Annotated in this window: 9 protein-coding genes; 3 read left to right on the top strand and 6 right to left on the bottom strand. The window is 69.9% G+C overall.

From position 1 onward, the window contains the following. Positions 1-22: 22 nt before the first annotated feature. Together ACK1X7_RS42105 and ACK1X7_RS42100 are read right to left on the bottom strand one after the other, a co-directional pair. Entirely contained in the window at positions 23-1,012 is a 990-nt protein-coding gene (locus ACK1X7_RS42105; protein ID WP_390794119.1) for a phosphoglycerate dehydrogenase, read from the bottom strand. Further along, a complete protein-coding gene (locus ACK1X7_RS42100; RefSeq protein WP_390794118.1) occupies positions 1,009-2,442 on the bottom strand; it encodes an Nramp family divalent metal transporter in 1,434 nt (477 codons plus the stop codon). The genes ACK1X7_RS42105 and ACK1X7_RS42100 overlap by 4 nt, the downstream gene beginning before the upstream one ends. A gap of 167 nt (positions 2,443-2,609) precedes the next feature. On the opposite strand from ACK1X7_RS42100, the gene ACK1X7_RS42095 reads away from it, so the two are divergent. Beyond that, the gene (locus ACK1X7_RS42095; protein ID WP_385141143.1) at positions 2,610-3,407 is read left to right on the top strand and encodes a DeoR/GlpR family DNA-binding transcription regulator; all 798 of its coding nucleotides are present in this window, start codon (positions 2,610-2,612) and stop codon (positions 3,405-3,407) included. A gap of 59 nt (positions 3,408-3,466) precedes the next feature. On the opposite strand, the gene ACK1X7_RS42090 is transcribed toward ACK1X7_RS42095, so the two are convergent. After that, positions 3,467-4,027 carry a snapalysin family zinc-dependent metalloprotease gene (locus ACK1X7_RS42090; RefSeq protein ID WP_390794116.1) on the bottom strand — a complete coding sequence of 187 codons (561 nt, stop codon included), beginning with the start codon at positions 4,025-4,027 and terminating at the stop codon, positions 3,467-3,469. Between the two features lie 159 nt (positions 4,028-4,186). On the opposite strand from ACK1X7_RS42090, the gene recQ reads away from it, so the two are divergent. Then, on the top strand, positions 4,187-6,058 hold the full coding sequence (recQ, locus tag ACK1X7_RS42085; RefSeq protein ID WP_398158998.1) for a DNA helicase RecQ: 1,872 nt from the start codon (positions 4,187-4,189) through the stop codon (positions 6,056-6,058). A gap of 177 nt (positions 6,059-6,235) precedes the next feature. On the opposite strand, the gene ACK1X7_RS42080 is transcribed toward recQ, so the two are convergent. Beyond that, a complete protein-coding gene (locus ACK1X7_RS42080) occupies positions 6,236-8,389 on the bottom strand; it encodes an OmpL47-type beta-barrel domain-containing protein (protein WP_413116950.1) in 2,154 nt (717 codons plus the stop codon). 62 nt (positions 8,390-8,451) lie between these two features. After that, the gene (locus ACK1X7_RS42075) at positions 8,452-10,908 is read right to left on the bottom strand and encodes a ThuA domain-containing protein (RefSeq protein WP_385141133.1); all 2,457 of its coding nucleotides are present in this window, start codon (positions 10,906-10,908) and stop codon (positions 8,452-8,454) included. Positions 10,909-11,153: 245 nt separating this feature from the next. Between ACK1X7_RS42075 and ACK1X7_RS42070 the strand changes: the two genes are divergently transcribed. Further along, positions 11,154-12,158 (top strand): multicopper oxidase domain-containing protein, encoded by a 1,005-nt coding sequence (locus tag ACK1X7_RS42070; protein ID WP_385141129.1) that lies wholly within the window; start codon positions 11,154-11,156, stop codon positions 12,156-12,158. A gap of 79 nt (positions 12,159-12,237) precedes the next feature. On the opposite strand, the gene ACK1X7_RS42065 is transcribed toward ACK1X7_RS42070, so the two are convergent. Then, positions 12,238-13,431 carry a S1 family peptidase gene (locus ACK1X7_RS42065; RefSeq protein ID WP_385141126.1) on the bottom strand — a complete coding sequence of 398 codons (1,194 nt, stop codon included), beginning with the start codon at positions 13,429-13,431 and terminating at the stop codon, positions 12,238-12,240. Between the last annotated feature and the right edge of the window lie 82 nt (positions 13,432-13,513).

Here is a 13,513-nt window from a genome sequence, read left to right as displayed (position 1 = left end):
TACGGGGTGGGCCATGGCGCGTTCACACCACGGCGTTCACCGGTTCCTCTCCCCGCAGGACCCGCACCACATCGGCGGCCACGGTGGTGCCCATCGCGGCGTTGGCCTGCTGGGTGAACGCGGCGCAGTGCGGGGTCAGCACCGCGTTGGGGGCGGTGAGCAGCGGATTCCCGGTGGGCGGCTCGGTGGCGAACACATCGATACCGGCCGCCGCGAGATGCCCGCTGTGCAGCAGCTCGGCCAGGGCGCCCTCGTCGACCAGCCCGCCCCGTGCCGTATTGATGACGCAGGACCCCGGTTTCATGGCCGTCAGTTCGGCGCGGCCGAGCAGCGGTCCGCCGGACGGCATCGGCAGATGCAGGGTGAGCACATCGGCGGCCGCGATCAGCTCGTCGAGGGTCACGGCCGGCACCCCCTGCTCGGCGAAGACGGCGGCGGGGAGGTGGGGATCGTAGGCGATGAGGTCCATGTCGAAGCCCCGGGCGCGGCGGGCGACCGCCTGGCCGATCCGGCCGAAGCCGACGATGCCGAGGGTGCGCCCGGCCAGTTCGGGCCCGAAGAACCGGTCCCAGCGGCCGCCGGTGACCGAGGCGTGCGCGGGCACGATCCGCCGTACGGCGGCCAGCAGCAGGGTCATCGTCATATCGGCGACCGCGGTGGTGTTGCTCCCGGGGGCGTTGACCACGTGGACCCCGTGGGCGGCGGCCGCGGCCAGGTCGATGTTGTCGGTGCCGACGCCGTGTTTGGCCACGACCTCAAGTGACGGTGCCGCGTCCAGGACGGCCGCCGTCACCGGGTCGAGCCCGACGACCAGTGCCCTGGCCCCCTCGGCCTCTTCGATCAACTGCCGCTCGGTGAGCGGATGCGCCGCGCTCGCGGTGCGCGCCCGTACTCCGGCGGCCTCGAACACCTCCCAGGGTTCGCGCGCATGCTGCCCGAAGCTGGGTGTGGTCACCAGGACGTCATGGCCGGTGGCTCCCCCGGCCTCGTTCGCCTCGTTCAACGCGCTCAACTCCCCACCCCGAACCCGAGGACATCGAGGACCGAATAGATTCCCAGGGCGCCGATGGCCGTGCTGCTGAGCACCAGCGCGCCGTTCAGCACCGGGTTGCGGCGGAACCGCGGATCGACCTCCGTGGCGCGCAGCCGCCAGACCGCGATCACGACCGCGAGCAGGAAGATCCCGCCCGCGATGCCCCCGGCCTGCACCATCAGCACCGGCTCCTGGAGATAGAGGTAGAAGGCGGCCCACAGGGGCGGCAGGACGACGGTGAGCACGCGGATGACGCGCTGCCGGGCCTTGACGTTCCGCCAGTCGAACACGCCGAGCAATCCGAGGGTGTTGGTCCACAGCCGCGGCACGCTCGCGGTGGAGGCGATGATCGTGGAGTAGAGGACGGCGATGGCGCCGATGAGGAAGAGGTACTTGCCCGTGGGGCCGAGGGTGTCGGTGTACATCCGGGACAGCGTGGTGATCATGTCGTTGCCCTCGGGCACCAGCTTCTGCCGGTGCAGGATGGCCGCGCCGATGATGTAGAAGGAGAGCGTGCACAGGGTGCAGACGACCCATGAGGTGAGCGCGTCGATCCGCATCACCCGGATCCAGCCCTCGGCGCGCCGGGCCCGGGCCTCGGTGCCGTCGTCGGGGCCGGTCCAGCGGGCGTACCCCTTCTCCAGACACCAGTAGGTGTAGGTGGTCATCTCATCCGCGCCGACACCGGTGATGCCGAACATGGCGACCGCGAAGCCGAGCGTCCCGGCGGGGATGGACAGGGTCAGCCCGGAGGCCAGATCGGAGCCACCGTAGCCGAATTCGGTCCAGGGCAGCCCGACCGCGAGGGCGACGGTGGAGAGGGTGAAGAAGACGACGGTGATGAACCCGGCCTTCTCCACCATCCCGTAGCGGCCCGTGTACATCAGCGCGACGACGGAGGCGACCACGATCACGGTCCAGACGGTGAGCGAGGTGCGGCCCAGCGGTTCGCCGCCGATCGGGGCGAGGACGCTGAACGCGGCGGCGGTGCCGCCGATCATGCCTCCGCGCTGGAGCATCTTGGCGAAGTCCATGAGGATCCACAGCACATTGATCCAGCCGACCCGGCCCACCTTGGGAGGGACCTGGCCGTAGCCGGCCAGGGCGGTCTTGCCGGTGAGGATGGTCCAGCGGGCCAGCTCCATCTGCACCCACACCTTGACCAGGGCGCTGGCGATGACCAGCCACAGCAGGACGAAGCCCGCCTTGGCGCCCAGGGAGGTGGTGGTGATCAGCTCACCGGATCCGACCACGGCGGCGGAGAGGATCATCCCGGGGCCCAGCCGGCGCACCGTCCCGCGTAGATCGCGCGGCGGCTCCTTGATGTCGCCCGCTCGCAGTGCGTACGGATCGTCGGACGGCGCCTCGCCCCCCGTTCCGACCTGCGCCGGCACACTGTCCGCCGTCATGCGACCTCCCCACTCCATGCGTGTTGTGAGCGGAACGCTCGCACGATTGCACGTAACACGCAAGACTCTGCGCAGTGTCCGCGAGGAAACAGCGCGGAATGCGCAGACTGGTAATGTTGCTCAGGGCTGCGCAGAGTCGCGCAGGGTGAGGGAAGGATGGGGCCGCCATGAGCCAGGAGGCCGGTGTGGAGGAGCGCAGACGGCTGCGCGCCGGGGACCGCCGGGAACTGATCGCCCGAATGATCCAGACCGATGGCACGGTGGTCGTGGAGGAGCTGGCCCGCTCGTTGGAGGTGACCCCCTCCACCATCCGCCGGGATCTCGCGCTGCTGACCGAACAGGGCGTCATCGCCCGCACCTACGGCGGCGCGATGAGCGCGGGTCACACCGTCGAGCCCACCCTCGGGCAGCGCAGCGGGCTCGCGGTCGCCGAGAAGGACCGCATCGGGCGCTGGGCGGCCGCGCGGATCGGGCCGGGCGACACCGTCATCCTCGACGCCGGCACCACGACCGGACGGCTCGCCCACCATCTGCGCGCCCGTACCGATCTGACCGTGATCACCAGCGGGCTCACCGCGCTGCGCGAGCTGGCCGAGGCGGACGGCGTCGAGCTGATCACCCTCGCCGGGACGCTGCGCCATGTCAGCCAGGGCTTCGTCGGACCGCTCGCCGAGCTGACCCTGTCCCGGCTGACCGCGGACAAGGTCTTCCTCGGCGCCGACGGGCTGGACGCGCGGCGGGGCATCTGCGAGGCGAGCCTCCAGCAGACCTCGCTCAAGGAGATGATGGCCGACCGCGGCAAGGAGCTGTACGTGCTCGCCGACAGCAGCAAGCTGGGCCAGTCACCGTTCACCGCCTGGGCGCCGCTGGACCGGCCGTGGGCGCTGGTCACCGACAGCGGGGCCACCGATGACCAGCTCGGTCCCTTCCGGGCGCTGCCCGACGTCGAGGTGATCACCGTCTGACGCGGACCGCCCCGGTGCGGGCGAGGGGCCGGGAGCCTGCCGCTCCCGGCCCGCTCGGGTCAGTCCCGGTACATCCGCGGCGCGGCCGTCACCGCGCCCACCAGGCCGAAGCTGTCCTCGACCTCGGCCTTCTCGGCGGTGTTCGGGTAGGGGTTGGTGCAGGAGATCCCGGCGGTGGAGCCGGACATCAGGCTCGAACACGGCCCCGGCTTCATATCCGGCAGGCCGAGGATATGGCCGAGCTCATGCGAGGAGATCCGCACCGTGTTGTAGCCCTCGTCGACGGCCTGGCGGCCGAAGTAGATCGTGCCGCGGCCCAGTCCGGTGGAGAGGGTGCGGGGCCAGCCGTTGTCCGCGATGATGCGGACGTTGGCCTGCTGCCCGGACGCGGCCGGCTTCAGCTCCACGTTGGCCACGCTCTCGTTCCAGATCGCCGCGCCCTTGGAGACGGCGTCCTTGAACTCGGCCGCCCCGCTGGCGTCGTAGGTGACGACTCGCGCGGCGGCGGTGTGCTCCGCCGGGGCGGCGGAGGAGGGAGCGGCCACGGCCTGTCCGGCCGTCAGGGCGAGCACCGCCGTCACCGCGGCGGGTAAGGCACGGATGAACTTGCCGGATCTCACGATCGGCCTCCTTGTGGGGGAAGGACGGACAGAGCAAGTGGGCATGAGCATGGCACGCCGCTCAGCTCATCGGCCACTGTGCCCCCACACCTTGCCTCATCCGGCCGGTTGTCCACAGGTGGTCACCGCGGGTTCCCGCGGGCCCCCTAGAATCGGCGGATGGCTCTTCCCGACACCGGCCCCGATACGAGCGCCGCGCTCGGCACCGATGCGAGCGAGGCGCTCGGCGTGCTGCACCGCGTCTTCGGTTACGACTCGTTCCGGGGAGGTCAGCAGGAGATCATCGACCATGTCGTGGCCGGTGGTGACGCGCTCGTCCTCATGCCGACCGGCGGTGGCAAATCGCTGTGCTACCAGATCCCGGCGCTGGTGCGGAAGGGCGTCGGCGTCGTCGTCTCCCCCCTGATCGCGCTGATGCAGGACCAGGTCGACGCCCTGCGGAACCTCGGGGTGCGGGCCGGGTTCCTCAACTCCACCCAGGACCTGGACGAGCGGCGGCTGGTCGAGGCCGAGTTCCTCGCCGGCGAGCTGGACCTGCTCTATCTCGCGCCCGAGCGGCTGCGGGTCGAGTCCACGCTGCGGCTGCTGGACCGGGGCACGATCTCGCTGTTCGCCATCGACGAGGCGCACTGTGTGGCCCAGTGGGGGCACGACTTCCGGCCCGACTATCTGGCCCTGTCCGAGCTGCATGAGCGCTGGCCCACCGTGCCCCGGATCGCGCTGACCGCGACCGCCACCGAGGCCACCCACTCGGAGATCGCGTCCCGGCTGAAGCTCCAGGACGCGCTGCACTTCGTGGCCAGCTTCGACCGTCCGAACATCCAGTACCGGATCGCCCCCAAGAACGAGCCCAAGAAGCAATTGCTGGAGCTGCTGCGGGCCGAGCACGCGGGCGACGCGGGGATCGTCTACTGCCTGTCCCGCTCCTCGGTGGAGAAGACGGCCGAGTTCCTGGTCGCCCAGGGCATCGACGCGGTGCCGTACCACGCGGGGCTGGACGCGCGGATGCGCGCCGAGCACCAGGCGCGCTTCCTGCGGGAGGACGGTCTGGTCGTGGTGGCCACGATCGCGTTCGGCATGGGCATCGACAAGCCCGATGTGCGGTTCGTGGCCCATCTGGACCTGCCCAAGTCGGTCGAGGGCTACTACCAGGAGACCGGCCGCGCCGGGCGGGACGGGCAGCCCTCCACCGCATGGCTGGCCTACGGGCTCCAGGATGTCGTCCAGCAGCGGAAGATGATCGACACCTCCGAGGGCGACGAGACCCATCGGCGCCGCCTCGGCGCCCATCTCGACGCGATGCTGGCGCTGTGCGAGACGGTGGAGTGCCGCCGGGTGGGGCTGCTGGCCTACTTCGGTCAGGAGTCCGCCCCCTGCGGGAACTGCGACACCTGCCTCACGCCCCCGGAGTCCTGGGACGGCACCATCCCCGCGCAGAAGCTGCTGTCCACGGTGGTGCGGCTCAAGCGGGAGCGCAACCAGAAGTTCGGCGCGGGGCAGATCATCGACATCCTGCTCGGCAAGAAGACGGCCAAGGTCATCCAGTTCGACCATGACGCGCTCTCGGTGTTCGGCATCGGCACGGAGCTTCGCGAGGCCGAATGGCGCGGCGTGGTACGGCAGTTGCTGGCGCAGGGGCTGATCGGCGTCGAGGGCGACTACGGCACGCTGGTGCTCTCCGACACCAGCTCGGAGGTGCTGGGCCGGCAGCGCGAGGTCAGGCTGCGGCGCGAGCCGGAGAAGGCGCCGCGCGCCGCCAAGGGGAAGACGGGGGCTTCGGGGAAGTCCAAGAAGGCCCCGGTGGATCTGCCCGAGGAGGCCATGCCGGTCTTCGAGCGGCTGCGCGCCTGGCGCGCGGCGACCGCGAAGGAGCAGGGCGTCCCCGCGTATGTGGTCTTCCATGACGCCACCCTGCGCGAGATCGCGGTCCTCTCCCCCACCACGCTCGATGAGCTCGGCACGGTGAGCGGGGTCGGCGAGAACAAGCTGGTGAAGTACGGACAGGGGATTCTGGACACCCTGGCCTCCTGACGGTACGTCAATCCGGACCCGGTTACCGATGGGTGTTCGGGGGTTACCGATGGGTGTTACCTGAGGTAACGTCAGGCCGTGCAGAAGACGGTGGCCGCCGGGGGCTGGGGTGCTCCGGCGGCCACTCATCTCCTCATGCCGTTCTCGCGCCGTTCCTCACGTCGTACGCGGGCTGTCCTACAGCTCCTTGATGCGGATGTCGCGGTAGGAGATCACATCGTCGGTGCTGTGGACCTGGAGACCGATGTACCCGGAGGAGTACCGGCGGCCGTCCGTGCCGGGGTCGTCCCCGCGCGGCGGGGTGAACTCCTGGCCGCCGGTGTTGTCGAACTCATTGAGCAGCACACCGTTGCGGTAGATCGAGTAGTGCTGACCGACCACCCGGATCTCATAGTCGTTCCAGCTTCCCTTGGGGGTGACCCCGGCGCCGCCGAGCCCGACCCGGTCGAAACCGTAGATCGATCCGGTCTTGTACATATCGCCGTCGGGGCGGTCGAGGATCTGCACCTCGTGCCCGTATTTGATGGCGACCCACTCCGGACGGGACTCCTCGGGGTGGTCATGCACATAGGGGAAGCGCACGAAGACACCGCCGTTGGCATTGCCCGTCCCGGGTGCGTCATCGCGGAACTGGAGCTTCAGCGAGAAGTCGTCGTAGGTCCGCTGCGGGAACCACAGCATGCCCATGCCCTCGACCGAGGTGCTGCTGGTGATGCTGCCGTCGTCATTGAGACCGAAGGCCCCGCCGCCCACATGCTGCCACTTGTTCAAGGACTTCTGGGTGCCGTCGAACAGCGGGCGGTAGCCCTCGTCCTGACCGGGCTTGCCGATCCCGGACTGCTTGGCCGCCTTGTTGATCGCCCGGTACTCGCGCTGGTCGATCACGCGGTCGGTGAGCAGCTTGTCGGTGACGGCCGTGACGTGCTTGAGGAAGAGGGCGTGGGAGGACCAGTCCTTCTCGTCCTCGATCAGCTCATTGATGGTGCAGCGGCTACGGGTGATGCGGTTGGGGACGCCGGTGTCCACCGTGCCGACGATCACCGTAAGGCGCTCGTCCCACTCCGGGCACGCGGGTACGGGCACCCCGCCGCCCTCGGCCACGGTGAACGCCAGTTGCCGCGCCTCGGAGGTGTTGCCCGCCTTGTCGGTGGCGCGGTACGCCACGGTGTGGCGGCCCACCCGGTCCACCGCCACGGGGGTGGTGTAGGCGAGATACGGACCGCTGTCCAGGGAGTACTCGACCTTCGCCACCCCGGAGTCGTCGTCGGCCGCGGTGAGCGAGACCTTGGCGCTGCCCACATAGGCACCGTCGGAGTTCTTCGTCCCGTCGACCGTCGCGGAGACCGCCGGGGGTGTGGTGTCCTCGGCCGGCGGGGCCACCACGGTGAAGTCCACCGACTTCACCTCCGAGACGTTCCCCGCCTTGTCCGCCGCCCGGTAGCGCACCGTGTGGGAGCCCGCGTCATGGACCATCACCGGACCGGTGTAGGGCTGGAACTCCCCCTGGCCCAGGGCGTAGTCGATCCGGTTGACCCCGGAACCGGTGTCGGAGGCGGTGATGGTCACGGTGGCCATGCCGATGTAGGCACCGGACGGGTCCTTCTCACCGGAGACGGTGGCGGAGGTCTCGGGCGCGGTGGTGTCGTCCGTCGGCGGCGCCACCACGGTGAAGTCCACCGACTTCACCTCCGAGACGTTCCCGGCCTTGTCCACGGCCCGGTAGCGGATGGTGTGCTCGCCCACCTGGTGGACCATCACCGGGGCGGTGTACGGCTGGAACGCCCCGTCCCCCTCGGCGAACTCGATCCGGTCCACGCCCGAGCCCTCGTCGGTGGCGGACACCGTGACGGTGGCCATCCCGATGTAGGCGCCGTCCGCGTTCTTCTCGCCCTCGACCTTCGCCGTGGCGTCGGGCGCGGTGGTGTCCTCGCCACCGCCGCCGTCGGTGACCACCAGGATGCCCTGCATCTGGCCGTGGCCGGGGATGGTGCAGTGGTAGCGGTAGCGGCCGGGGCTGAGGGTGACCTCGGCGGTGTGCTTGCCGCCGCTGTCGTCCGAGGGGTTGGCGAGGATGTTCAGCGGGACGTCGTTGTTGTACTCGGGGTCGGAGACGTCGAACGTCAGGGTGTGCGGCATCCCCATCGTGTTGCCGGTGGCCGTGCTGTTCTCGAAGACGATGGTGGTCTTCCCGGCGACCGCGGTGGTGGGCGCCGAGGCGTACTTGGTGATGTCGTCACCCGCGGTCCAGGTGAGGGTCTGCTGTGCGGCCTGCCGGGTGTCGTTCTGCCCGTGGGCCGCCGTCGCCGTCGCCGAGCCGAGCCCGAGGATCATGAGCAGCGCGGCGAGGAGGGGCAGCCAGGGTCTGCTGGGTTTGGGGCGCCTTCGTTTCACGGTCACTCCGCCTTCCTGACCAGGTCCTTGGCGAGCGGAGTGGGCTCGCCGCCGGTATAGGTGATGTGCCACAGCGCCGACTTGGAGTCGGAGGTGAAGAAGCCGCGCCCGTAGTCGAGGACGTAGAGCGAGCCGTCCGGGGCGAACTTCCAGTCCATGAGGTTGCGGATGCCGTCGGCGCCCACCGGGATGATCTTCTTGAGGGTTTCGGCGTGCACCGGCAGACCGCCCTTGCCGACGGTCTTCGGGTCGGTCACCACCGCGTGGCGCGGCTGGTCGGCGTCGTAGAAGTCGCCGACGAACCACTTGCCGTCCCAGTAGGCGGGCCACTTGGTGGTCGATTTGCTGTCGGCGTCATAGCGGTAGACCGGGCCGTTCATGGTGGCCTGACCGCCGCCCTTGAGCCACGGCAGCAGGAACTTGGCCTCGGACGCCTTGTAGCTGGGGATGCCGTTGGCGTCCCGCGGATAGTCGGGGGCGCCGCCCTGGGGCGAGTACCAGATGGTGTTCCCGGTGATGGGCGGCAGATTCACCAGACCGTTGTTGTTGGGCGACTCGTTCTTGGGGTGGTCGCAGTCGTACCAGCCCAGCGGCTTGCTGGGGTCGGGCAGATTGCGGTCCCGGTAGGGCTGCTTGTTGCCCATGCAGAACGGCCAGCCGTGGTTGCCCGCCTTGGTGATGGCGGCGAACGTGTCGTACTTGGCCGGGCCCCAGGTGGTGCTGGGCTCGCCCGCGTCGGGGCCGACCCAGCCCGCGTAGAGGATGTCGGTCTTCTGGTCCACGAAGATCCGGGCCGGGTTGCGCACCCCCATCACATAGATCTCGCCACGGGTCTTGCCCCCGCCCTCGTCGGGCTCCTTACCGGTGAAGAGATTGCCCTCGGGGAGGGTGTAGGTGCCGTCGTCCTCGGGGTGGATCCGCAGGATCTTGCCGTTGAGGTTGTTGGTGTTGCCCGCGGTGCGGCGGGCGTCGGAGAAGGAGACGCCCTTGTAGTTCGGCTGCGGGTTGTTGCCCGAGTAGCCGTCGCTGAACTGCGAGGAGTTGTTGTCGCCGGTGGCGATGTAGAGATTGCCCTTGGAGTCCCAGGACATCCCGCCGCCCGCATGGCAGCAACTGTGGATCTGGACCGGCCAGGACAGCAGGACCTTCTCCGAGCCCAGGTCAAGCTTGTTGGTCTTCAGGTCCAGGGTGAACCGGGAGACGCGACGCTCGGCCATCTGGGTGTCCCGGTTGATCCGGGAGTGCGGGGTGTAGTGGAGATACACCCAGCCGTTGTCGAGGAAGTCCGGGTCCAGCTCGATACCGAGCAGCCCCTCCTCGTTCTTGATCAGCTCATCGCCGCCGCCCTTGTTGCCGAAGACGGTCACGGCGCCCGCGAGCGTCACCTTTCCGGTGGCCGGGTCGTAGACATGGATCTGGCCCTGGCCCTTGCCGATCTCCGGGTCGTTCCAGTCGGTGACCACGGGCGCGCTGTTGTCACCGCCGCCGCGGCCGATGTAGAGCACCCGGCCGTCCTTGGCGACGACGAGGCCGTGCGGTTCGCCGATCTGGTCCGACTGGCCCGGCTGATTGGGCTTGGTGACCCGCTCGGCCTTGTAGTTCGCGTTGATGGTGGCCTTGCAGTCGGCGGTCGAGAGCCGGGTGGTCCACAGCAGCGCGCCCCGCAGATGGGCACGGAAGTCGGTCTCCTGGAAGGTGGCGACCGTACCGCCCATCCCGGTGTAGAAGGAGCGGCCGCCGTCGTAGTCACGGCACCAGGAGATCGGGTGGTCCCAGCCGTTGGCGCCGGTGCCCGGCTGGTAGCTGGACTCCCGGACCCGGGCCACGGTGTGCACCGTGCCCGACGGGTTGACCTTCCAGTTCGGCCAAGTGTCCGTGCGCTTCCACTCCAGCGGCAGCTCCTTGGTGGCCGGGTGGACGCGGTCGCCGACCTCCACCACGGCCCGCTGGGCGGTGCCCGGGCTGGTGGCCGCCGGGCGGGCGCCGATCAGCCCGCTGTACCAGTCGGAGTACGGCTCGTTGCGGGCCGCGTCATGGATGCCGAGGAAGCCGCCGCCCGCCTTCATATACGCCTCGAGCCCCGCCTCCTGCTCGGGGTCGAGCACATCGCCGGAGCCGGTCAGGAAGACCACGGCGTTGTACTTGCCGAGCCTGGGCTTGGTGAAGACCGAGGCGTCGGCGGTGGCGTCGACGGTGAACCGGGTCGCCGCGGGGCCCTGATTGCCGATCTTCTCGATGGCCTCGATGCCCGCGTTCACCGTGGCCGGCTCATCCCCCGCCGAGCCGTGGAACACCAGGACCCGGACGTTGTCCCCGCCGGGCGGGGAGGGCAGCGTGAGTGGCGCACGATCCTCGGGCCGGGCGCTGGCGGGAGTCCCGCCCAGCAGGGTCGCGGTGAGCGCGCCGAAGAGCAGCGCCGCCACCCCCGCGCGTCTCTTCCGCAGCCGACCGACTGTCATCCCTCTCCACCTTGAGGGCATTTGGTACGGTTTGTCCCGCATGGGTCACCCATCCCTCTCACATACCGGAAACCACCGCTGAAGGAAGCTAGACGGCTTTTCGCAACCCGCCAATAGCTATGACCGCAACTCAACGAACTTTGTCCTGAGTGTGGATGAACGAAGCTCCCCCGGCTACCGTGAAAGCACCCCGGGGCATCTGCGCATCGTCAACGGCAGGGGATCCACAGCGATTTGGGAGAACGATGAGCGACGCACCCGGTATCACCTCCAGACGCGGTCTCAGCAGACGGCTCTTCACCGGCGGCGCGGCCGCCGCGGCCGTCGGACCGCTGGCCCTCACCTCCTCGGCGGCCGCGAAGGCGCCGAAGGCCCCGTCCGGCGCGGTCCGGACGGCGACCGCGGGCGGAGTGGTCCGCCATCTCAAGCTCTACGCCGAGAAACTGCCGGACGGCCAGATGGGCTACGGCCTCGAGAAGGGCAAGGCCACCATCCCCGGTCCGCTGATCGAGCTGACCGAGGGCGACACCCTGCACATCGAGTTCGAGAACACCATGGACGTCACGGCCAGCCTCCATGTGCACGGCCTGGACTACGACGTGGCCAGCGACGGCACCCAGCTCAACCGCAGCGCCGTGGAGCCGGGCGGCACCCGCACCTACACCTGGCGCACCCACGCCCCGGGCAAACGCGCCGACGGCACCTGGCGGCCGGGCAGCGCGGGCTACTGGCACTACCACGACCACGCGGTGGGCACCCCGCACGGCACCGGCGGCCTCCGGAAGGGGCTGTACGGCCCCGTGGTGGTGCGGCGGGCGGGTGACATCCTGCCGGACAAGCAGTTCACCATCGTCTTCAACGATATGACGATCAACAACAAGTCGGGCCATGAAGCCCCCGAGTTCCGGGCCACGGTGGGCGACCGTGTCGAGATCATCATGATCACGCACGGCGAGTACTACCACACCTTCCATATGCACGGGCACCGCTGGGCGGACAATCGCACCGGACTGCTGGAAGGCCCGGACGATGTGAGCCGGGTCATCGACAACAAGATCACCGGTCCGGCCGACTCCTTCGGCTTCCAGGTGATCGCCGGGGAGAACGTCGGCGCCGGCGCCTGGATGTATCACTGCCATGTCCAGAGCCACTCCGACATGGGCATGGCCGGGCTGTTCCTGGTCGCCAAGCCCGATGGCACCATCCCCGGCCACGACCCGCACGGGCTGTCCGCGCACCGCCACGGATAGGCGGCGAAACGATTGCGACGGGGCGGGCCGCCGGGCCCGCCCCGTCGCCTTGTCGCCGTATCGCCGCCGTACCGCCCCGTCAGGCGGTGTGCAGCCGCAGGCCGTACACCGACAGGATCTCGTTGATCGGCTGGTACCAGGTCTCGCCGCCACTGGAGCAGTTGCCCCAGCCGCCCGAGGTCACGCCCTGGGCCTGGTCGCCGCTGATGAACGAGCCTCCGGAGTCACCGCCCTCGGCGCACACACTGGTCTTGGTCATCTCGTACACGGCGCCCTGGCTGTAGTTCACGGTCTCGTTCTTGGCCAGGACCGTGCCGCAGTGCCAGTGGGTGGTGGAGCCGGAACGGCAGATGGAGGCGCCGATCGGGGCCTCGTTGGAGCCGCGGACCAACTGGTCGGGAACGGTGCCCCAGCCGAGCACCACCGGCACGGTCCACCAGCCGCTGCCGACGCTGACGTAGGCGTAGTCGTTGCCGGGGAAGGAGGAGCCCTGGAAGTTGCCGATGTACGAGCCGTCCCAGCCGCTGACGGAGCCGCCCGCCTGGCCGCAGTGCCCGGCGGTGACGAAGCCGCCCTGGACCGAGAAGCCTATGGAACAGCGGACGTTGCCGGTGTAGTACGGGTCACCGCCGACCGTACCGGCGGCGAAGGTCGTCGGCGCCTGGGCGGGGGCCTTCTCGACGGTGACCGGGACCGAGGACGCGCGCTTTGCCGCGCGGAGGAACGCGCGGACGGCGGTGTCGCCCTCGCGGCCCTCGCGGACCCGGACCACGACACCGCCCGCACGGGGGTCGGCGCTCCAACTGCTCACCCCGGCCGGGGCGGCCTTCTCGCGGGCCTGGTCATCGAGGCGCGCCTTGGCGGCGTCGAGCGCGGCGGCGCTGTGCTTCACGATCCGGGTGGTGGCGCCCGTGGCCCGTACCGACGCGGCCCGCTCGGCGCTGGTGACGCCGACGACCAGCTTTCCGCTGCTCGTGTCGAACCACGAGCCGCCGTAGGACGCGCCCGCGGCGCGCTCGGCCTTGGGCTCCAGCCTCATGGCGGCGGCCTCCTGGCCGAGCCGCTCGCGCGCCTGGTCCGCGGTCAGGCCGAGGTCCCGGCCGAGCGCGCGGACGAGGCCGGCGGACGGCGCCGGCGCGGCGGCGGGCTTCGCCGCGGGGGCGTCGGCGCCGGAGGCCGCGGCGGCGGTCGAGAAGGCCCCGCCGGCACCCGAGAGGGCGCCGAGGACGAGCAGTGCGGACAGTCCGGCACGGACAACGGGCTTCCGTCTCATGGAAGTTCCCCTTCTGTTCGGCGGGTGAGAGCGCTTTCACGTGTCGATCGCGCCGAGCCTAGCGAGCCAGGGGGGAAAGTCC

The sequence above is a fragment of the Streptomyces sp. CY-1 genome (assembly GCF_047218265.1).
GTDB classification, from domain to species: domain Bacteria; phylum Actinomycetota; class Actinomycetes; order Streptomycetales; family Streptomycetaceae; genus Streptomyces; species Streptomyces niphimycinicus.
Note: the sequence above shows the minus strand (reverse complement) of the source record. Positions and strands in the feature narration are given on the sequence as shown.

Bases quoted from the DNA above. Each gene is read 5' to 3' on its own strand.
- ACK1X7_RS42065 (WP_385141126.1), bottom strand. From the start codon at position 13,431: ATGAGACGGAAGCCCGTTGTCCGTGCCGGACTGTCCGCACTGCTCGTC.
- ACK1X7_RS42070 (WP_385141129.1), top strand. From the start codon at position 11,154: ATGAGCGACGCACCCGGTATCACCTCCAGACGCGGTCTCAGCAGACGG.
- ACK1X7_RS42080 (WP_413116950.1), bottom strand. From the start codon at position 8,389: ATGATCCTCGGGCTCGGCTCGGCGACGGCGACGGCGGCCCACGGGCAG.
- recQ (WP_398158998.1), top strand. From the start codon at position 4,187: ATGGCTCTTCCCGACACCGGCCCCGATACGAGCGCCGCGCTCGGCACC.
- ACK1X7_RS42075 (WP_385141133.1), bottom strand. From the start codon at position 10,908: ATGACAGTCGGTCGGCTGCGGAAGAGACGCGCGGGGGTGGCGGCGCTG.
- ACK1X7_RS42100 (WP_390794118.1), bottom strand. From the start codon at position 2,442: ATGACGGCGGACAGTGTGCCGGCGCAGGTCGGAACGGGGGGCGAGGCG.
- ACK1X7_RS42095 (WP_385141143.1), top strand. From the start codon at position 2,610: ATGAGCCAGGAGGCCGGTGTGGAGGAGCGCAGACGGCTGCGCGCCGGG.